Below are 20,272 nucleotides of genomic sequence, written 5' to 3'. Positions count from 1 at the left end.
GCACACTCTTACGGAAGATCGTGGTCATGGGGGTAGCTCCTTCGGGGGTAGGAACACCCACACCGCCAAGGGGGAAAACGGCGGGCAGGGTGTGAGCACCTCGTCCGGCGCTGCACAAACACACGGGGGAAAGTTTGGGGGCCTGCGAGCCCGGGGGCTCGTGGCGCCGGTGTCGGCGGCCTACCAAGCCGGGGGGCTCGGTGCGCCGGGACCGGGTGTAACGACCGGCTGCCGGGGGTCATTCCCCGGGGCCGCCCGGTCGGGCTGGCGGCCGTGGTCCTGCGATCGTCAGGGTGTGTAACGACCCCCGGCCAGCCACCATTCCGCCGCCCGGGTGCGGCCGGTCACAGCCCATAAACCCCCACTACCGGACAAACCACCCACCCCGACGGCAGACAGCCCAGCGCACACAGTTGCGCTCGGCGACCCGATACGGGACGTGAAGTGACGGATCGGCACGGCGCGGGCGCGGCGTGAGCGCGGTGCCGGATTCGGGTCGTCGCGGGTGATCGGCGGGCGGTGATATCCGGGATTGGGATACCGGCAAAAGCCTAGGATCGGGCAAGAGACCAGAGGAGGTCGGCATGACCGCAGCGATGGAGATGCCCCGGGTCCAGGAGTGTGTGGTCGCGGCGTGCGCGTACAACCAGTCGGGTGACTGCCACGCCTTCGCGATCACGATCGGCAGCATGGATCACGCGCACTGCCACACCTTCGTCGAGTCGCCCGTCCGAGGTGGCGTGGACGGCCTCACCGCCCAGGTGGGTGCCTGCCAGCGTTCCGACTGTCAGCACAACGAGCAGCTGGAGTGCCACGCGTCGTCGATCCGGGTCGGGCCGGACAACGACATGGCCGACTGCATGACGTACGCGGGCCGGCGAGGCTGACCGGCGGGATCAGGGCAGGTCGTTGGCCTGCCGGATGACCGTCACCAGGTCGTCGATGATGCCGGTGAGGGCGAAGTCCTTCGGGGTGAAGATCCGCGCCACTCCGGCCGCCCGCAGCGTGTCGGCGTCGCCGGCCGGGATGATGCCGCCCACCACCACCGGCAGGTCGCCCCGGCCGGCGGCGCGGAGCCCGTCGAGCACCGCCGGCACGGCGGCCAGATGCGAGCCGGACAGCACGGAGAGCCCGACCAGGTCGACGTCCTCCTCGACGGCGGCGGCGACGATCTGCCCGGCGGTCAGCCGGATGCCCTGGTAGACGACCTCGAAGCCGGCGTCGCGGGCGCGTACCGCGATCTGCTCGGCGCCGTTGGAGTGCCCGTCGAGGCCGGGCTTGCCGACCAACAGCCGCAGCCGCCCGCTGCCCAACTCGCGGGCGGTGGCGGTGACCCGCTCACGGACCACGGCGAGCCCCGGATCTCCGCCGGTCCCGGTGGCGCCGGCGAGACCGGTCGGTGCCCGGTACTCGCCGAAGACCTGGCGCAGCGCGCCGGCCCACTCGCCGGTGGTCACCCCGGCCCGCACGCACTCCAGGGTGGCCGGCATCAGGTTCGTGGTGGTCGCGGCGTCCGCGCGGAGCCGGGCCAGGGCCGCGTCGACGGCCGCCGCGTCCCGATCGGCCCGCCACCGGTGTACGGCGTCCGCGGCGGCGGCCTCGACCGCGGGGTCGACCTGCTCGACCGCCTCCGCCCCGGCGGCGGTAAGCGGGGACACCTCGGTCTCGGCGAAGCGGTTGACCCCGACCACCACGTCGGCGCCGGACTCGATCCGACGACGACGTTCGGCCAGCGAGGCGACCAGCGCGCTCTTGAGGTAGCCGGTCTCCACGGCGGCCACCACACCGCCCAGCTCCAGCACCTTGTCCAGCTCGACCCGCGCCCCGGTGACGATCTCGTCGACCAGCGCGGTCATCACGTGCGAGCCGGCGAAGAGGTCGGGGTACTCGAGCAGGTCCGACTCGTACGCCAGGACCTGCTGCATCCGCAGCGACCACTGCTGGTCCCAGGGGCGGGGCAGACCGAGCGCCTCGTTCCAGGCGGGCAGTTGCACGGCGCGGGCCCGGGCGTCGCGGGACAGCGTCACGCCGAGCATCTCCAGCACGATGCGCTGGATGTTGTTCTCCGGCTGCGCCTCGGTCAGGCCGAGCGAGTTGACCTGCACGCCGTAGCGGAACCGGCGCTGCCGGGCGTCGGTGACCCCGTAGCGGTCCCGGGTGATCTCGTCCCAGAGCGCGCCGAACGCGCGCATCTTGGCGATCTCCTCGACGAAGCGCACGCCGGCGTTGACAAAGAAGGAGATCCGCTGCACCACGTCGCCCATCCGCTCGGCGGGGACCTGACCGGAGTCGCGGACCGCGTCGAGGACGGCGACGGCGGTGGCCAGCGCGAACCCGACCTCCTGCACGGGCGTGGCGCCGGCCTCCTGGAGGTGGTACGAGCAGATGTTGACCGGGTTCCACCGGGGCATCTCCCGCAGCGTGTACGCGACCACGTCGGCGGTGAGCCGCAGGGATGCCGCCGGCGGGAAGATGTACGTCCCCCGGGACAGGTACTCCTTGATGATGTCGTTCTGGGTGGTGCCGGCGCAGCGGGCCAGCTCCGCGTTCTGCTCCAGCCCGACGGTGCCGTAGAGGGCCAGCAGCCACATGGCCGGAGCGTTGATGGTCATCGAGGTGTTCATCTCGGCGAGCGGTATGCCGTCGAACAGCGCCCGCATGTCCCCGAGGTGGGCCACCGGCACCCCGACCCGGCCGACCTCGCCGGTGGCCAGCTCGTGGTCCGGGTCGTACCCGGTCTGGGTGGGTAGGTCGAAGGCGACCGAGAGACCGGTCTGCCCCTTCGCCAGGTTGCGCCGGAAGAGGGCGTTGGTGGCGGTGGCCGACGAGTGGCCGGCGTAGGTGCGCATCACCCACGGGCGGTCCCGCTCGGGCAGCCGCCCGGATGCCGTCTCATCCATGGCCGGAGTCTAAGTTACCGTTCAGTAAAACGGGTTGTGGAAAACCACACAGGTCCATGTCGCGGACGTCCGGGTGCGAAGCACGCGCAGTGGCGCGGACCGCCACACCCCGGGGCAACAGGCTTGCCAGCCAGGACGCACACTGGACGTCATGGATGACGAGCTGGCCATCTCCGTCCGAGGGCTGCGCAAGGCGTACGGCGAGAACGTGGCCGTGGCGGGCGTGGATCTCGACGTCCGCCGCGGTGAGGTGTTCGCGTTGCTCGGCCCGAACGGCGCCGGCAAGACCACCACGGTGGAGATCCTGGAGGGCTACCGTCGCCGGGACGCCGGTGAGGTCACCGTCCTCGGCGCGGACCCGGCCCAGCCGGACGCGGGCTGGCGCTCCCGGGTCGGCATCGTCCTCCAGGGCACCGGCGAGTTCGACGAGCTGACCGTGGCCGAGGTGATCCGGCACTTCTCCGGCTTCTACCCGGACGCCGACGACCCGGACAAGGTGATCGAACGGGTCGGGCTGGCCGGCAAGGCGAAGGCCCGCACGCACACGCTCTCCGGCGGGCAGAAGCGCCGCCTCGACGTGGCGCTGGGCATCATCGGCCGCCCCGAGCTGCTCTTCCTCGACGAGCCGACCACCGGTTTCGACCCGGAGGCCCGCCGCGAGTTCTGGGAGCTGATCCGTGACCTCGCCGCGGCCGGCACCACCATCGTGCTCACCACCCACTACCTGGACGAGGCGGAGGCCCTCGCGGACCGGGTCGGCGTGATCGCCGGCGGCCGGCTGGTCGAGGTCGCCGCACCGAACCGGCTCGGCAACCGGCAGGAAGCCCTCGCGACGGTCTCCTGGCGTACCCCGGAAGGGACGGTGGAGAGTGCGCAGAGCGCGACGCCGACGGCCCTGGTGGCCGACCTGGCCGCACGCTACGGCGGCGAGGTCCCGGGGCTCACCGTGACCCGGCCGACCCTGGAGGACGTCTACCTCACCATGATCGGACACACGCGATGACGACCACGACGAAGCCGGCGACGCCGGTCGCCGCCACCGGAGGCCGCCGGCCGGGCGCCGGTGCGCTCGCCCTGCGCCAGGGCCGGCTGGAGACCACCCAGTTCCTGCGCAGCCGGGAGTCCGTGGTCTTCACGATGGGCTTCCCCATCATCATGATCCTGATCTTCGCGTCGATCTTCCACGGTGAGATCGGCGGTGGGGTCAAGTTCACCCAGTACTTCATCACCGGCATGATCGCGACCGGTCTGATGACGGTGAGCTTCCAGAACCTGGGCATCTGGATCCCGATCGAGCGCGACCGGGGCGTGCTGAAGCGCTACCGGGGCACGCCGATGCCCAAGTGGGTGTGGTTCGCCGGCAAGGTGATCATGGTGGTGGTGATCGGTATCGCCGAGACCGCGCTGCTGGTGGCCGTCGCCGTGGCGCTGTTCGACCTCGACCTGCCGGGCACCGCCGCGAGGTGGTTCACCTTCGGCTGGGTAGCCGTGCTCGGCGTGACCGCCTGCACCCTGTCCGGCATCGCCATCTCGTCGCTGGCCCGCACCGCCCGCAGCGGCTCGGCGGTGGTCACCCCGGTCGCCCTGGTGCTGCAGTTCATCTCCGGAGTGTTCTTCGTCTTCACCAGCCTGCCCACCTGGATGCAGCAGGTCGCCGCGCTGTTTCCGCTCAAGTGGATGTGCCAGGGACTGCGGGCGGTGTTCCTGCCGGAGAGCTTCGGCGCCCAGGAGCCGGGCGGCTCGTTCGAACTGGGTCGGGTCGCGCTGGTGCTGGGCCTGTGGTGCGTGATCGGCCTGGTGCTCTGCCTGACGACGTTCCGCTGGACCACCAAGCGCGACGGCTGAGCGGTCGACCGGGCGGAAAGCCCGCCCCGGTCGCCGTGGCTCAGTACGCGTAGAAGCCCTTGCCGGTCTTGCGGCCCAGGTCGCCGGCCGTGACCATGCGCTGGAGCAGCTCCGGCGGGAAGAACTTCTCGTCGGCCGTGTCGGTGTAGATGTTCTGCGAGGCGTGCAGCAACACGTCCACGCCGGTCAGGTCGGTGGTGGCCAGCGGACCCATGGCGTGCCCGAAGCCCAGCCGGCAGGCGGTGTCCAGGTCCTCGGCGGACACCACACCCGACTCGACCAGCTTGACGGCCTCCACCACCAGGGCGGAGATCAGCCGGGTGGTGACGAACCCGGCGATGTCCCGGTTGACCACCACCACCGTCTTGCCGATCTCCTCGGCGAAGGCCCGCGCGGTGGCCAGGGTAGCGTCGCTGGTCTTGTAGCCGCGGACCAGCTCACAGAGCTGCATCATCGGCACCGGGGAGAAGAAGTGGGTGCCGACGACCGCCTCGGGCCGCTCGGTGACCGCGGCGATCTGAGTGACCGGGATGGCCGACGTGTTGGTGGCGAGCACCGCATCGGACTTACAGATCTTGTCGAGGGCGCGGAACACCTCGTGCTTGATCTCCAGCCGCTCGAAGACGGCCTCGACGACGATCTCCGCGTCCGCCACCGCCTCCAGGTCGGTGGTCGGGGTGATCCGGGCGAGCGTCGCCTCGACGTCCGACGCCTCGATCTTGCCCTTCTCGGCGAACTTCTCCAGCGACTTCCGGATGCCGCCGAGCCCTCGGGTGGTGGCCGCGTCGTCCAGGTCGCGCAGCGTCACCTGCCAGCCCGCCTGCGCCGCTACCTGGGCGATGCCGGAGCCCATCAGCCCGGCCCCGACGACCGCGAGTCGACCCGCCATCTGCTTCTCCCTCGCTGCGTTTGACTGCCCTGCCTGCACCCTAGTCGGCGGGCCTGAACGACAGCTAAGGGAGTGCCCTCAGATCTCCAGCGACGGCTCCTCCGGGGTGGTGCCCCGCTCGACCGCCACCCCGAGCGCCCGCAGGTCGGCCACGAAGTCCGGGTAACCCCGGTCGACGTGGTGCACGTGGGAGACCTCGGTGGCCCCGTCCGCGCACAGCCCGGCGATGATCAGCCCGGCCCCGGCCCGGATGTCGGTGGCCCGCACCGGCGCACCGGACAGCCGGTCCCGACCCCGGACCACCGCGTGGTGCCCGTCGGTCTTGATGTCGGCGCCGAGCCGCATCATCTCGTTGGCGAACATGAACCGGCCGTCGAAGATGTTCTCGGTGATCAGCGAGGCGCCGTCGCTGACCGCGGCCAGCCCGATCGCCATCGGCAGCAGATCGGTGGCGAAGCCGGGGTACGGCAGGGTCACCACGTCCACCGCCCGGGGCCGCTCGTCCATCCGTACCCGGAAGCCGTCCCCGCGGGTCTCCACCAGGCCGCCGGCCGCGACGACCTTGTCCAGCGCGACCTCCAGGAAGGCCGGGTCCAGACCGGTCACGGTCACGTCTCCCCGGGTCATGGCGGCGCCGAACGCCCAGGTGCCGGCGACGATCCGGTCCCCCACCGTGGCGTGGCGCACCGGGCGCAGCCCGGGCACCCCGGTGATCCGCAGGGTGGACGTGCCGGCGCCGGAGATCCGCGCGCCCATCTGGCTGAGCATGGTGCAGATGTCGACGATCTCCGGCTCGCGGGCCGCGTTGTCGATCATCGTGGTGCCCTGGGCGAGCACCGCCGCCATCACCAGGTTCTCGGTCGCGCCCACGCTGGGGAAGTCCAGCACGATGTCCGCGCCGCGCAACCCGTGCGGGGCGGAGGCGATGACGAACCCGTGCTCACCGGAGATCTCCGCGCCCATCCGGGTCAGCCCCGAGATGTGCATGTCCAGCCCCCGGGAGCCGATCGCGTCACCGCCGGGGTGGGCGACCCGCACGTAGCCTCGGCGGGCCAGCAGGGGGCCGAGCACGCAGATCGACGCGCGCAGCCGGCGGACCAGGTCATAGTCCGCGTCCGCGCCGGGTTCCTCGGGTACGTCGATGGTCACCGAACGGGACCGGGCTACGCCTCCTCGGGCGACCATCGGGTCGACCGGGTCGTCCGCGTCGAACCGGACGTCGCAGCCCAGCCGCCGCAGCACCTCACCCATGATCGCGATGTCGGTGATCCTGGGGACGTTGGTGATGACGCTGCGGCCCGGGGCGAGCAGCGCGGCGGCCATCAGTTTCAACGCCGAGTTCTTGGCACCCACCACGTGCACGGTGCCGGCCAGCCGGGCCCCACCGCAGATCCGGATGACGTCGACGTCGGTGACCGCCGGATCACCGGCGTCGCCAGGGCCCACCACCGCCGGCCAGGCGGTGGTGTCCGGCCGAGCCGGGATCGTCAGGTCCGGTATCCGTAGGCTGTGCGTCATGGCCGTCCACCTCACGCGCATCTACACCAAGGCCGGCGACGCCGGCATGACCAGGCTGAGCAACAACGAGCAGGTGCCGAAGACCGATCCCCGGATCGCCGCGTACGCCGATGTCGACGAGTGCAACGCGGCGATCGGTGTCGCGCTGGCCCTGGGCCAACTCGACGAGGAACTGCGGGGCGTGCTGGGGTCGGTGCAGAACGACCTGTTCGACGTCGGCGCCGACCTGTCCACCCCGGTCGAGCCGGACCCGAAGTACCCGCCGCTGCGGGTGACCGAGGAGTACGTCGAGCGCCTGGAGGGCTGGTGCGACGAGTACAACGCACGCCTGAGCAAGCTCGACTCCTTCATCCTCCCCGGCGGCACCGCGGGTGCGGCACTGCTGCACGTGGCGCGTACCACGGCCCGGCGTGCGGAACGAGCGGCGTGGGCGCTGGTCAGCCACGATCCGGACCGGACCAGCCCGCTCCCGGCAAAGTATCTCAACCGGCTCTCCGATCTGCTCTTTATCCTGTCAAGAACGGCAAATCCGGCGGGAGATGTGCTATGGGTGCCGGGCGGTGAGCGCTGAGCGTCGGTGGGCTGCACCACGTCGAGGTGTGGGTTCCCGATCTCGCCGCCGCCACGCGTAGTTGGGGCTGGCTCCTCGGCGAGTTGGGCTGGACGCCCTACCAGGACTGGCCAGCGGGCCGCTCCTGGCGTCTGGGAGAAGCGGAGCCCGCCCGGCACAGGGATCAAGCCTGACCGCCCGGAGCCGGGTGGGCTCCCTCGGAAACCCCGACAGCGAGCACAGAAAGGCGGATCAGGCAGCCGGCCAGTCCTGGGAGGCCATACGCGGCGAGACCGCCCCCGGAGGGGCGGCCTCGAGCCAGGAGAGGAAGCCGGTCACTGTCGACCGCGCCATGGCGATCTCCACCGGTGCGTGGTGACTGGTACACCGGAGGATCACCCAGTCGGCCGGCATGGAGAGCCGTTCCTGCCCTTCGGGCAACCGCCGGCGCTCGACCGCCAGGGTCTTGCGGGAGAGGACCCGCTTGGGTCGGAGCGCGAAGCTGAACATCCGGTACCAGCGCAGCTCGTCACCGGCGAAGCGACCGAAGCCGGGCGACCAGCCACGGCCGTCGAGCACTGTGGTGACCCGGACGCTGAGCCGGATGATGCCACCGCTGCGGGTGACCACGGCCCGTCGGACGAAGAGGATGAGAAGCGCGGCGAGGACGACGGCGACGCCGATCCCGATCCCTTCGACGATATCCATCCCCGGTATGGCTCAGCGGCTCGGTGCGGAAACCGGGGTCGCGCTCTCGGCCAGCACGGTGACGCCGTCGGCGCTCACCGAGAGGAAGCCGCCGGCCACCTCGTAGGCGACCTGCTCACCGCCGGCCAGCTTGATGCGCACCTGGCCGGGCTCGGCGAGCTGGCCGAGCAGCGGCGCGTGCCCAGGCAGGACACCGAGCTCACCCTCGGTCGTCCGGGCGACGACCATCTCGGCGTCACCGGACCAGACCTTCTCCTCGACGGCGACGAGCTCGACGTGAAGCTGCTGTGCCACGCTGTCTCCTTGCTGCGGCGGCGGATTGCCGAAAGTCTAGCCTGACGCCTCGCCGCGCCCAACGCGGGTGGGAGAACAGGACGCCGACTACTTGGTCTTGTTCAGAAAGTCCGGGTGCTCCAGCAGGAACGGATCGAGCTGCTCGCTGTGCAGCGCGGTGAAGAAATCGGTGACGCCCGGCTGGAACTGCTCGCCCTTGTACGCCTTGCCTTCGAAGACCCCGCCACCGGGGAGTTTGATCATCTGGATGGTGTTCGGCCGGATGTCCTTCAGTGCCAGCCCAAAGTCGACCACGCTGTTACCCCGGCCGTTGAAGATCAGCGACTGGCCGGCGGCCCGGAGGACCTTGTCCAGTTTGATCGGGTTGGCCACGACGTCGGCACCGAACGCCTGACCCACCATCGCCTTGACGAACTGCTGCTGGTGGCGCTGCCGGCCGTAGTCGGAATCCGGGACGCCGTTCTTCGGGTACCGCTGCCGGACGTAGTCCAGCGCCTGCCACCCCTTGAGGTGGTGGTTGCCCTTCTTGTAGAGCGCCTGCGGGCCGATGTAGCCCTCGCCGCGCGGGTTACCGGGCCGCGGACTGCCGTCTGGCTGCTTGTGCTCGGATTTCACGTCCCGCTCGACGTACATGTCGACGCCACCCATGGCGTCGACGATCTTCTGGAAGCCGGTGAAGTTGATGATCGCGCCGGCGTCGAACCGCTTGATGCCGGTCACGTTCTGCACCGTGGTGGCCAGCAGCTCGAAACCCCGGGCCGCGTCGGGGTTCTTGCCAGGCACCTGACTGCCGAACGACATCGCGGCATTGATCTTGGTCTTCTCGCCGGAGAAGTTGGCCTTCTTGAACGGCGGAATCTGCACGTAGAGATCACGTGGCAGCGAGAACAGGTAGGCCCGGTCCATCGACGCGGGCACGTGCAGCACCATGATCGAGTCCGCCAGTGGCGCCGCCGTCGGCGTACGCGGGTCGATGCCGACCAGGAGGATGTTGAGCGGACCCTTGATGTCGCTCTTCTTCTCCTTGGCGCCGGCGGCCTGGTCGCCGAAGAGGTCGGCCTTGCCGACCGCGCCCTCGTAGCGGGCCATCAGCACCTCGGTGCCGACCAGCGCCGCGCCGCTGAGCACGGTCAGCACGGTGCCGAACACCGTGCAGATCCTGGCCCAGCGTGGCACGCCCCGCCACACGGACTTCCTGCGGCCACTCTTGCCGGCCTTACCCACGAGCATCTCCGTTCGTTACGCCCACGAGGGGAAGACGGGCGCACGTCGCCGAAAGGTTGCAAAGATGAACGCGCGTTCACGTGAGCGCGCGGATCGACCGTAGCTCGGGGGACTTGACAGCGACGACCACGAGTAACGGACCGCGACGACGATAGGGCGTGAAGATGAACAAAAGACTGCCCCGGCATTGCCGGGGCAGTCTTTTGATGACGAATCCGATGGGGGCTTGTCAGCCCTTCATCAGCTCCTCAGCCTTGCGCTCCAGGTCCTCGAGACCGCCGCACATGAAGAACGCCTGCTCGGGGAAGTGGTCGTACTCACCCTCGCTGATCTTGCGGAACGCCTCGATGGTCTCCTTGATCGGGACCGTCGAACCCGGCACGCCGGTGAACTGCTCCGCAGCGTAGGTGTTCTGCGAGAGGAAGCGCTCGATCCGCCGCGCGCGCTGCACGGTGATCTTGTCTTCCTCGGAGAGCTCCTCGATGCCGAGGATGGCGATGATGTCCTGCAGGTCGCGGTAGCGCTGCAGGATCCGCTTCACCTCGGTGGCGACCTGGAAGTGCTCCTGGCCGACGAACTCCGGGGCGAGAATCCGGGACGAGGACGCCAGCGGGTCCACGGCCGGGTAGATGCCCTTGTCGGAGATCGACCGCTCCAGGTTGGTGGTCGCGTCCAGGTGGGCGAACGTGGTGGCCGGGGCGGGGTCGGTGTAGTCGTCCGCCGGCACGTAGATCGCCTGCATGGAGGTGATGGCCTGGCCCCGGACGGACGTGATCCGCTCCTGGAGCTCGCCCATCTCGTCGGCCAGGGTCGGCTGGTAACCCACCGCGCTCGGCATGCGGCCGAGCAGGGTGGAGACCTCCGAGCCGGCCTGGGTGAAGCGGAAGATGTTGTCGATGAAGAGCAGCACCTCCTGCTTCTTCACGTCGCGGAAGTACTCCGCCATGGTCAGCGCGGAGAGCGCCACCCGCAGACGGGTGCCCGGCGGCTCGTCCATCTGGCCGTAGACCAGCGCGGTCTTGTCGATGACGCCGGACTCGGTCATCTCGGCGATGAGGTCGTTGCCCTCACGGGTGCGCTCACCCACGCCGGCGAACACCGAGGTACCACCGAAGTTGCGGGCAACCCGGGTGATCATCTCCTGGATGAGCACCGTCTTGCCCACGCCCGCGCCGCCGAACAGGCCGATCTTGCCGCCCTTGACGTACGGGGCGAGCAGGTCGATGACCTTGATGCCGGTCTCCAGCATCTCCGTCTTCGGCTCCAGGTCGGCGAAGGCCGGGGCCTTACGGTGGATGCCCCACCGGTCGTCGGCCTGGATCGTCTCGCCCTCGGTGAGGTTGAGGCACTCGCCGATCGCGTTGAACACGTGGCCCTTGACCGCGTCGCCCACCGGAACGGTGATCGGCTCGCCGCGGTCCTGCACCTCCGCGCCACGGACCAGACCGTCCGTCGGCTGCATCGAGATGGCGCGGACCAGGTTGTCACCCAGGTGCTGGGCGACCTCCAGGGTCAGCGTCTTCTCACCGCCGGACAGGTTCACCTTGACGTTCAGAGCGTTGAAAAGGGCCGGCATGGCGTCGCGCGGGAACTCGGCGTCGACGACCGGGCCGATGACCCGGACCACGCGACCCGTGGCCGTCTTGGTCTCTACTGGGGCAGTCATCACACTTCACTTCCCGACGCGGCCAGCGCGTTGGCGCCGCCGACGATCTCGCTGATCTCCTGGGTGATCCCGGCCTGCCGGGCCGAGTTCATCTCACGCGTGTACTTGTCGATCATCTCTTCGGCATTGTCGGTGGCGCTCTTCATCGCCCGCCGACGCGACGCCGACTCACTCGCCGCCGACTCGATCAACGCCGCGTAGATCCGCGTGTTGATGTACCTCGGCAGCAGCGCGTCGAGCAGCGCCTCCGCCTCCGGCTCGAACTCGTACGCCGGCAGCAGCCCCTCGGAGCGCGGCCGGTCCTCCACCTGCATCGGACCGATGACCTTGGTGACCGGGGTCTGCGTCATCAGCGAGTGGAACTCGGTGTAGACGATGTGCAACTCGTCGACACCCAGCACACCGTCCGCGCCGGCACCACCGTCGAGGTCATCCGCACCGGCCGTGAACGCCTTGATCAGCGTCTCACCCACGGTACGGGCGTCCTCGAACGACGGCTGCTCGCTGAACCCGGTCCAGTTCGCCTCGATCGGCCGGTCGCGGAACCGGTAGTACCCGACGCCCTTACGCCCGATGACGTAGAGCACCGGCTCCTTGCCGTCCGACTTGAGCCGCGCGATCAGCGACTCGGCCATCCTGATCGCGTTCGAGCTGTAACCACCGGCCAGGCCACGGTCGCTGGTGACCAACAGGACGCCCGCCCGCCGCACCCGCTCACGCGGGGTGAGCAGCGGGTGGTCGATCCGCGCGTTGGACGCCAGCGCCGTGAGCACACCGGTGATGGCCTGGGCGTACGGCAGGGACGCCTGCACCCGGGCCTGGGCCTTGGCGATCCGGCTCGTCGCCACGAGCTCCATCGCCTTGGTGATCTTCTTCATCGACTTCGCCGAGCGGATCCGTTGACGAAGAACGCGTACCTGGGCCGCCATCAGATCAGCTCTCGGCCGGGCGGTCGGTCGAGCCGTCGCGGAAGCGGGTCACCGTCTCGCGGTTCTCGTCGCCCTCGAGCGGCGCGGCCGGCGCGTCGTTGACCTTGCGCTCGTCGGCCTTGCCGAGGAAGACCTGCTTGAACTCGGTGATCGCCGCCTCCAGGGAGCCGATGATGTCATCGTTCCACTGGTTGTCGGCGATCCCGGCCAGCACACCCTCGTGCTTGTGCCGCAGGTACTGGAGGAACTCCGCCTCGAAGCGCCGGACCTCACCCACCGGGATGTCGTCCAGCTTGCCCTCGACGCCGGCCCAGACCGAGACGACCTCCTGCTCCACCGGGAACGGCGAGTAGTTCGGCTGCTTGAGCAGCTCGACGAGGCGGACACCACGGTCCAGCTGCGCCCGGGAGGCGCGGTCCAGGTCGGAGGCGAAGGCGGCGAAGGCCTCCAGCTCGCGGTACTGGGCCAGGTTGAGCCGCAGCGAGCCGGCGACCTTACGCATCGGCTTCACCTGCGCGGCGCCACCGACCCGGGAGACCGAGGTACCGACGTTGATGGCCGGACGGACGCCCTGGTTGAACAGGTCCGTCTCCAGGAAGATCTGGCCGTCGGTGATCGAGATGACGTTGGTCGGGATGAAGGCCGAGATGTCGTTGGCCTTCGTCTCGATGATCGGCAGACCGGTCATCGAGCCGCCACCCAGCTCGTCGGAGAGCTTCGCGCAACGCTCCAGCAGGCGGGAGTGCAGGTAGAAGACGTCACCCGGGTACGCCTCACGGCCCGGCGGGCGACGCAGCAGCAGCGACACGGCCCGGTACGCCTCGGCCTGCTTGCTCAGGTCGTCGAAGACGATCAGGACGTGCTTGCCGCCGTACATCCAGTGCTGCCCGATGGACGAGCCGGTGTACGGGGCCAGGTACTTGAAGCCGGCCGGGTCGGAGGCCGGGGAGGCGACGATGGTGGTGTACTCCATCGCGCCCGCCTCCTCCAGCTGCCCCTTGATCGAGGCGATCGTGGAGGCCTTCTGGCCGATGGCGACGTAGATGCAGCGGACCTGCTTCTTCGGGTCGCCGGTACGCCAGTTGTCCCGCTGGTTGAGGATGGCGTCCAGGGCGACCGTGGTCTTGCCGGTCTTCCGGTCACCGATGATCAGCTGCCGCTGACCCCGACCGATCGGGGTCATGGCGTCGATCGCCTTGATGCCGGTCTGCAGCGGCTCGAACACCGACTGGCGGGACATCACGTTCGGAGCCTGCAGCTCCAGCTCGCGGAAGCCCTCGTTGGCGATGTCGCCAAGCCCGTCGATCGGCTGGCCGAGGGCGTCGACCACGCGGCCGAGGAAGGCGTCGCCCACCGGAACGGACAGCACCCGCTCGGTGCGCTTGACGCGCTGCCCCTCCTCCAGCTTGGCGGAGTCACCGAGAACGACGACACCGATCTCCCGGACGTCGAGGTTCAACGCCACGCCGAGCGTGCCGTCCTCGAACTCCAGGAGCTCGTTGGTCATGGTCGAGGGCAGGCCCTCGACGTGGGCGATGCCGTCGCCGGTGTCGGCGACGGTGCCGACCTCCTCGCGGGAGACGTCGGACGAGTAGGAAGAGACGTAGCGCTCCAGGGCGCCGCGGATCTCCTCCGTCGAGATGGTCAGCTCGGCCATCCTCTGCTTCCTTAAAATTCAGGGGCCCGGGATACCTAGTACCGACCGGTCCGAATGGCGTCTGTCATTCAGGGCGCTGTGCGATCCAGCCGCCCCGGAGCGGGGCGGCGGAGCCGCTCAGCCACTGGGCGGCGAAGCCACCGCATTGCTGGGCGGCGGAGCCGCTCAGCGCTTCGCGAGCGCGTTGCGGGTCTCGTTGAGGCGGCGCAGGATGGTGCCGTCGTACAGGTCGGACCCGACCCGCACGCTCACGCCACCCAGGACGTGGGGGTCGACCGTCTGCTTGACGGAGACCTCTCGACCGTATATCGCGCTGAGGCTCGCACCCAGCCGACGCTCGTCCTCGTCACTCAACGGGGCCGCGACGGTCACATACGCCACCTGCCGGTCGCGCCGCTCGGCGGCGAGCTCCACCAGCCGGGTGAGCGCCCCGGTGAAGGAGCGTCCCCCGAACCCGCCCAACGCCACCTCGACGAGGCGGACGGTGACCGGGCGGGCCTTGTCGGCGAGCAGCTCGCGAGCCAGGGTGGCCCGCTGCTCGACCGGGGCGACCGGGTCGGCCAGCGTGTTGCTCAACGCCGACTGACCCGACACGACCTGGCCGAAGCGGAACAGCTCGTCCTCGACCTCGCCCAGCTCGCCGGCCTTGTCGGCACTGGCGAGCAGTGCCTCCACGCCGAGGCGCTCGGCGCCGTCGAGCAACTCCGACGGTGCCGACCAACGGCCGGAAACCAGTACCACGAGCAGGTCAAGTGCGTCGGCGCCGATCCGACCGCCCAGCATGTCGCCGAGCAGGGCACCCCGGTCCTCGCCGGAGCGGGCCGGCTCGGACAGCGCCCGCCGCAGCCGCGGCTCGCGCCGCAGCAGGGCCGCCACGGAGAGGATGGCGTCGGCGGTGGAGGTCACCGCCGACGGCTCCGCGCCGCGGACGTACGCGTCGAGGCGCTCGGCCGCGACCTTGTACGACTCCCGGCTGGCGGCCTGCATCAGCGGGCCCCCGTGCTCTCGAGGCCGCTCAGGAACCGGTCGACGGTGCCCTTGCGCCGCGCCTCGTCGGCCAGCGACTCACCGACGATCTTGCTGGCCAGGTCCACCGCGATGGTGCCGACCTCGGCACGCAGCTCACGCACGATGGTGGCCCGCTCGGCGGCGAGCTGGTCCTTGCCGGCCTGGATGACCCGGTCGGACTCTTCCCGCGCCTTGGCGAGGATGTCCTGCCGGATGCCCTCGGCGTCGGCCCGAGCGTCGTCACGGATCTTGGCGGCGTCGGTCCGGGCCTCGGCGAGTTGGGCACGGTACTGCTCGAGCAGCTGGTTCGCCTCGGCCTGGGCGGCCTCGGCGCGCTTGATGCCGCCCTCGATCGCGTCGACCCGAGCCTGGAACGTCTGCTCCATGCGCGGGAAGACGAACTTCATCAGCACGAAGCAGAGCACGGCGAAGGCGACCGAACCAACCACGATCTCCTGCCAGAGCGGGATGATCGGGTTGTGGGTCGACTCACCACCCTCAGCGGCGAGGAAAAGCATGGTTACCTCCCGGTCTAGGGGCGGGATCAGCCGGCCCAGATGAAGCCGAAGGCGATGCCCAGCAGCGCCAGCGCCTCGATGACGGCGAAGCCGATCCAGACGTACGGCAGGGTCATCCGCGACGACTCCGGCTGGCGGGCGGTCGACTGGATGTAGGCGGCGAAGACCAGGCCAACGCCGATGCCCGGGCCGATGGCCGCGAGGCCGTAGCCGATGGCGGCGGTGCTGCCCTCTACCGCGGCGAGAACGCTAGCGTCCATTGGTGTGGTTCCTCCTGGTTATCACGCGTGACTCTCACGCGGGACGACAACGGTTGGTGCGGTGGATCAGTGCTCGTCGGCGAGCGCGCCCTGCACGTAGCTGGCGGTGAGGACGGTGAAGACGTATGCCTGCAGGCAGATCACCAGGAACTCCAGGAAGGTGAGCGCGATGGTCATCACCCAGGAGAGCACCGAGACCGGGGCCAGCCAGGCGTTGGCGCTCAGCATCGCGAAACCGCCGAGCGTGAAGACCAGCAGGAGCATGTGACCGGCGAACATGTTCGCGAAGAGACGAACCGCGAGCGAGAACGGCCGGACGATGAAGGTCGAGAACAGCTCGATCGGGATCAGCAGCGGCAGGATGTACCACGGTGCCGGCGGGATCAGCGAGTTCTTGAAGTACTTGACGAAGCCGTGCTTCTTGATGCCGATGTAGTTGAACAGCACGTAGCTGATGATCGCGAGGATCGCCGGGAAGGCGATGTGCGAGTTCGGCGAGATCTGGAAGAACGGGATGATCGCGAACGCGTTCGTCAGCAGCACGAAGCAGAAGAGCGTCGTGAAGTAGGGGGCGAACCGCACACCCGCGTGCCCGATCATGTCGACCGCGATGTTGTTGCGCACGAAGCCGTAGATCGACTCGGCGAACCACTGCTTCTTGGTCGGCACCAACTGCGGGTTCCGGTAGGTCGCCAGGAAGAAGATGATCAGGACGCCGACCGCGATCCAGACCATCGCCGTGATCTTGGTGAACCAGATTGAGTCGTGGTCATTCCACGGCAGGATGCTGGGCAGGTAGAAGTCGTCCACCGTGGGTGGGAATGCCGCCTGGCCCGCTGCCAGAACGTTCGCCTGTCCGAACACCGCGTCCCTTCCTAAGTAGGCGTGCCGAGTCGGCGGACGACCAGGATGATGCCCCCAGCCATGCCGAGCACGACGCCGATCCCGGTGGCGACGCCGCCGGTGTCGAGCCACTGGTCAATCAGCCAGCCGATGAAACCCCACACGAGCATCCCTCCGATGAGGTAGCTGAGCGCGGTCCAACCCTGACCGGCACCGGACGGAATGTCGTCCGGTTCACCGGCGGGACGGGGGGTTTGGTCACCAGCCATGACGGGGCGAACGATATCAGCCGGGAAGACGAGGCTGTGCCTCACCCCCCGCACAACCGTCGTTGTGTGGGCATCTCGGAGGCGCCGTCGTCTGTGGGCACGCTACTCCCCTTCCGCCCGTCGGTGAATGACCGGAGGCCGACACATTGCCGCGCGTCCGAAAGCTGGGACGACCGGCCGATCGCCAGGTCAGCCCCGCGACCGACGGGCGTGCACCGTGGTCAGCCACCAGATGTGCACCGCTGTCCACACTGCCACCCCGGCGACGATGCCGAGGCAGAGCGGGACCAACCCGGGCCAACCGGTCGACGCCACCGCCACCATCACGACACCCAACAGGGTGAACTTCAGCGCGTACAGGCCCAGACCGAGCGGCAGCACCAACTGCGGGTTGATCTGGTCGGCCCAGGCCAGCACCACGGTCGTGAGGGTGTAGCTGAGCACCGTGACGCCCACGCCGGCCGCCGCGCCGAACGCGGCGGTCACGCCGCCGGTCGCCCCACCCACCACCGCGGCGACCGCGGCGAGGGCCACCGACGCGACCAGCAACACCGGCAGGTGCCGCAACCGCCACCGCCGGTCCGTGTCGGCCGCGACCACCCCGGGCTCAGCCACGGGGGTACGCCGGGAACGCGGTGACCAGCTCGGTCACCTCGGCACCGATGCGGGCCAGGTCGTCGGCGCCGCCCGGGGCGCCCGGATCGACCCGTACCGCACGGGCGATCAGGGTGGCCACCTGCCGCAGCTCCCCCTCCCGCATGCCCTGGGTGGTGACGCTCGGCGTGCCCACCCGGATGCCGGAGGCCACCATCGGCGGCTGCGGGTCGTACGGGATCGCGTTCTTGTTCAGGGTGATCGCCGCGGCGCCGCAGCGGGCCTCCGCCTCGGTGCCGGTCACGCCCAGCTCGCGCAGGTCGATCAGGGCGAGGTGGGTGTCGGTGCCGCCGGACACCGGGCGCATCCCCTCGGCGGCCAGGCCGGCGGCGAGCGCCTGCGCGTTGCGGACCACCTGCCCGGCGTACGTCTGGAACTCCGGCTGGGCGGCCTCGCGCAGCGCGACCGCCTTCGCCGCGACCGAGTGCATCAACGGGCCGCCCTGGGTGAACGGGAAGACCGCCTTGTCGATCCGCTGGGCCAGCGACTCCCGGCACAGGATCATGCCGCCGCGCGGGCCGCGCAGCACCTTGTGGGTGGTGGCGCAGACGACGTCGGCGTACGGCACCGGGGACGGGATCGCCCGGCCGGCGACCAGGCCGATGAAGTGCGCCGCGTCCACCATCAGGTACGCGCCGACCTCGTCGGCGATCTCCCGGAAGCGGGCGAAGTCGATCAGCCGGGGATACGCCGTGGCGCCACAAATGATCATCTTGGGGCGGTGCGCACGGGCCAGGTCCCGGACCTCGTCGTAGTCGATCAACTCGGTGTCCGGACGGACCGTGTAACCGACCGGGCGGAACCACTTACCGGAGAAGTTCACCCGACTGCCGTGGGTGAGGTGCCCACCGTGCGGCAGGTCCATCGCCAGGACCGTGTCCCCCGGCTGCACCAGCGCGGCGTACGCGGCCAGGTTGGCGTTCGCCCCGGAGTGCGGCTGGAGGTTGGCGTGCTCCGCGCCGAACAGCTCCTTCGCGCGGGCGATGCCGATCTCCTCGGCCCGGTCGACCTCCGCGCAGCCGCCGTAGTAGCGCCGGCCCGGATAGCCCTCGGCGTACTTGTTGGTCAGCGTCGACCCGAGCGCCGCGAGCACCGCCGGCGAGGTCAGATTCTCGCTGGCGATCAGCTGGAGACCACCCCGCAGCCGATCCAACTCGCCGAGGACCACCCCGGCGATCTCCGGGTCGGTGGCCCTGAGCTGGGCGAAATCCGGCCCCCAGAAGGTGCTCGTGTCGGTGTCCACAGCGAACGAGTCTAGGTGGCCGCACACTGGGAGCCGTGAGATGCCTCGTCACCGGTGCGACCGGATACATCGGCGGGCGGCTGACGCCGCTGCTGCTCGCCGACGGGCACACCGTCCGCTGCCTGGCCCGCAAGGCCGTACGCCTGCGCGACGTGCCCTGGGCCTCGGCGGCCGAGATCGTCGAGGGCGACCTCAGCCGACCCGAGACACTGCCCGCCGCGTTCGCCGACGTGGACGTCGCCTACTTCCTGGTGCACTCCCTGGGCCGGCCCGACTTCGAGGCGGCCGACCGCACCGCGGCGACCAATTTCGCCGAGGCGGCCCGCGCGGCCGGCGTACGCCGGATCATCTACCTGGGTGGCCCGGAGCCGGCCTCCGACGCGGAGGTCCCCTCGCCGCACCTGCGCTCCCGCGCCGAGGTCGGGCGGATCCTGCTGGCCAGCGGGGTGCCCACGGCGGTGCTGCGGGCCGCGGTGATCATCGGCTCCGGTTCGGCGTCGTTCGAGATGCTGCGATACCTGACCGAGCGCCTGCCCGCCATGATCACCCCGCGCTGGGTGCGGAACCGGATCCAGCCGATCGCGGTCCGCGACGTGCTGCGCTACCTGGCCGGCTGCGCCACGCTCCCGCCGGAGGTCAACCGGGGCTTCGACATCGGCGGGCCCGACGTGCTCACCTTCCGCGAGATGATGCAGCGCTACGCCCGGGTGGCCGGGCTGCGCCGACGGATCATCGTGCCGGTCCGGCCGCTCACCCCGTCGCTCTCCTCGCACTGGGTCGGCCTCATCACCCCGGTGCCGAACGCCATCGCCCGTCCGCTGGTGGAGAGCCTCATCCACGAGGCCGTCGCACACGAACACGACATCGCCCGGTACGTACCGGACCCGCCGGGCGGGTTGACCGGTTTCGACGACGCGGTGGCGCTGGCGCTGGCCAAGGTGCGCGACGCGCAGGTGGAGACCCGCTGGTCGACCGCGAGCGGCCCGGACGCCCCCGCCGAACCGCTGCCCACCGACCCGGACTGGTCCGGTGGCACCACGTACACCGACACCCGCGAGCGGGCCGTGGACGCGTCACCGGCGGCGCTCTGGCGGGTCATCGAGGGCGTCGGCGGCGAACACGGCTGGTACTCGTTCCCCCTCGCCTGGTCGGTCCGCGGCTGGCTGGACCGGCTCGTCGGCGGTGTGGGGCTGCGCCGGGGCCGACGCGACCCGCACCACCTCCAGGTCGGCGAGGCCCTGGACTTCTGGCGGGTCGAGGAGATCGTCCCCGGTGAGCTGCTGCGCCTGCGCGCCGA

21 protein-coding genes are annotated in these 20,272 nt (G+C 70.0%); 5 read left to right on the top strand and 16 right to left on the bottom strand.

Annotated features, from left to right (window positions below; all coding sequences use genetic code 11):
* Positions 1–584 precede the first annotated feature (584 nt).
* Positions 585–887 carry a DUF1540 domain-containing protein gene (locus tag F8271_RS20185; protein ID WP_151491397.1) on the top strand — a complete coding sequence of 101 codons (303 nt, stop codon included), beginning with the start codon at positions 585–587 and terminating at the stop codon, positions 885–887.
* A gap of 9 nt (positions 888–896) precedes the next feature.
* Here F8271_RS20185 and F8271_RS20180 read toward each other — a convergent pair whose 3' ends face one another.
* Positions 897–2,900 (bottom strand): protein meaA, encoded by a 2,004-nt coding sequence (locus F8271_RS20180; RefSeq protein WP_151491396.1) that lies wholly within the window; start codon positions 2,898–2,900, stop codon positions 897–899.
* Positions 2,901–3,051: 151 nt separating this feature from the next.
* Between F8271_RS20180 and F8271_RS20175 the strand changes: the two genes are divergently transcribed.
* Both F8271_RS20175 and F8271_RS20170 read left to right on the top strand, forming a co-directional pair.
* Positions 3,052–3,903, top strand: coding sequence for an ABC transporter ATP-binding protein (locus tag F8271_RS20175; protein ID WP_151491395.1), 852 nt, complete (start codon positions 3,052–3,054; stop codon positions 3,901–3,903).
* Complete coding sequence (locus F8271_RS20170; protein WP_151491394.1) at positions 3,900–4,745, top strand: ABC transporter permease; 846 nt, start codon at positions 3,900–3,902, stop codon at positions 4,743–4,745. The genes F8271_RS20175 and F8271_RS20170 overlap by 4 nt, the downstream gene beginning before the upstream one ends.
* A gap of 40 nt (positions 4,746–4,785) precedes the next feature.
* Here the strand turns inward: F8271_RS20170 and F8271_RS20165 are convergent, their stop codons facing one another.
* On the bottom strand, positions 4,786–5,634 hold the full coding sequence (locus F8271_RS20165) for a 3-hydroxyacyl-CoA dehydrogenase family protein (protein ID WP_151491393.1): 849 nt from the start codon (positions 5,632–5,634) through the stop codon (positions 4,786–4,788).
* Between the two features lie 78 nt (positions 5,635–5,712).
* On the bottom strand, positions 5,713–7,152 hold the full coding sequence (murA, locus tag F8271_RS20160; RefSeq protein WP_151491392.1) for a UDP-N-acetylglucosamine 1-carboxyvinyltransferase: 1,440 nt from the start codon (positions 7,150–7,152) through the stop codon (positions 5,713–5,715).
* Here murA and F8271_RS20155 point away from each other — a divergent pair.
* Positions 7,151–7,723, top strand: a complete 573-nt coding sequence (locus F8271_RS20155; protein WP_151491391.1) for a cob(I)yrinic acid a,c-diamide adenosyltransferase — start codon at positions 7,151–7,153, stop codon at positions 7,721–7,723. The genes murA and F8271_RS20155 overlap by 2 nt on opposite strands.
* Before the next feature lie 231 nt (positions 7,724–7,954).
* Here the strand turns inward: F8271_RS20155 and F8271_RS20145 are convergent, their stop codons facing one another.
* The 13 genes from F8271_RS20145 to glyA all read right to left on the bottom strand — a co-directional run bounded on the left by F8271_RS20145 (position 7,955) and on the right by glyA (position 18,975).
* Complete coding sequence (locus tag F8271_RS20145) at positions 7,955–8,410, bottom strand: DUF2550 domain-containing protein (RefSeq protein WP_151491390.1); 456 nt, start codon at positions 8,408–8,410, stop codon at positions 7,955–7,957.
* A gap of 12 nt (positions 8,411–8,422) precedes the next feature.
* A complete protein-coding gene (locus tag F8271_RS20140; RefSeq protein WP_151491389.1) occupies positions 8,423–8,704 on the bottom strand; it encodes a F0F1 ATP synthase subunit epsilon in 282 nt (93 codons plus the stop codon).
* Positions 8,705–8,791: 87 nt separating this feature from the next.
* Positions 8,792–9,934, bottom strand: a complete 1,143-nt coding sequence (locus tag F8271_RS20135) for an LCP family protein (RefSeq protein ID WP_151491388.1) — start codon at positions 9,932–9,934, stop codon at positions 8,792–8,794.
* A gap of 223 nt (positions 9,935–10,157) precedes the next feature.
* Entirely contained in the window at positions 10,158–11,594 is a 1,437-nt protein-coding gene (gene atpD / locus F8271_RS20130; RefSeq protein ID WP_139582683.1) for a F0F1 ATP synthase subunit beta, read from the bottom strand.
* Positions 11,594–12,523 (bottom strand): F0F1 ATP synthase subunit gamma, encoded by a 930-nt coding sequence (locus F8271_RS20125; RefSeq protein ID WP_151491387.1) that lies wholly within the window; start codon positions 12,521–12,523, stop codon positions 11,594–11,596. The genes atpD and F8271_RS20125 overlap by 1 nt, the downstream gene beginning before the upstream one ends.
* A gap of 4 nt (positions 12,524–12,527) precedes the next feature.
* Positions 12,528–14,180: a F0F1 ATP synthase subunit alpha gene (gene atpA, locus F8271_RS20120; protein WP_151491386.1), complete on the bottom strand. Its 1,653-nt coding sequence runs from the start codon at positions 14,178–14,180 to the stop codon at positions 12,528–12,530.
* 165 nt (positions 14,181–14,345) lie between these two features.
* Positions 14,346–15,167: a F0F1 ATP synthase subunit delta gene (locus F8271_RS20115; protein WP_151491385.1), complete on the bottom strand. Its 822-nt coding sequence runs from the start codon at positions 15,165–15,167 to the stop codon at positions 14,346–14,348.
* Entirely contained in the window at positions 15,167–15,706 is a 540-nt protein-coding gene (locus tag F8271_RS20110; RefSeq protein WP_151491384.1) for a F0F1 ATP synthase subunit B, read from the bottom strand. Before F8271_RS20110 ends, F8271_RS20115 begins: the two co-directional genes overlap by 1 nt.
* A 26-nt stretch (positions 15,707–15,732) precedes the next feature.
* Positions 15,733–15,966 (bottom strand): ATP synthase F0 subunit C, encoded by a 234-nt coding sequence (locus F8271_RS20105; RefSeq protein WP_030488047.1) that lies wholly within the window; start codon positions 15,964–15,966, stop codon positions 15,733–15,735.
* Positions 15,967–16,032: 66 nt separating this feature from the next.
* Positions 16,033–16,830, bottom strand: a complete 798-nt coding sequence (atpB, locus tag F8271_RS20100; RefSeq protein ID WP_151491383.1) for a F0F1 ATP synthase subunit A — start codon at positions 16,828–16,830, stop codon at positions 16,033–16,035.
* Positions 16,831–16,841: 11 nt separating this feature from the next.
* Positions 16,842–17,078, bottom strand: coding sequence for an AtpZ/AtpI family protein (locus F8271_RS20095; RefSeq protein WP_088951984.1), 237 nt, complete (start codon positions 17,076–17,078; stop codon positions 16,842–16,844).
* Positions 17,079–17,267: 189 nt separating this feature from the next.
* Positions 17,268–17,693: a hypothetical protein gene (locus F8271_RS20090; RefSeq protein WP_151491382.1), complete on the bottom strand. Its 426-nt coding sequence runs from the start codon at positions 17,691–17,693 to the stop codon at positions 17,268–17,270.
* Positions 17,686–18,975 carry a serine hydroxymethyltransferase gene (glyA, locus tag F8271_RS20085; RefSeq protein WP_192580373.1) on the bottom strand — a complete coding sequence of 430 codons (1,290 nt, stop codon included), beginning with the start codon at positions 18,973–18,975 and terminating at the stop codon, positions 17,686–17,688. The genes F8271_RS20090 and glyA overlap by 8 nt, the downstream gene beginning before the upstream one ends.
* Before the next feature lie 35 nt (positions 18,976–19,010).
* Here glyA and F8271_RS20080 point away from each other — a divergent pair.
* Positions 19,011–20,272 (top strand): SDR family oxidoreductase (locus tag F8271_RS20080; protein ID WP_151491380.1); only part of this gene is annotated, 1,262 nt, incomplete at its 3' end.

Origin of the sequence: Micromonospora sp. ALFpr18c (assembly GCF_008868155.1) — a bacterium.
In the GTDB taxonomy this organism is placed as follows: Bacteria; Actinomycetota; Actinomycetes; order Mycobacteriales; family Micromonosporaceae; genus Micromonospora.
This window is presented reverse-complemented; position numbering and strand designations above follow the sequence as displayed.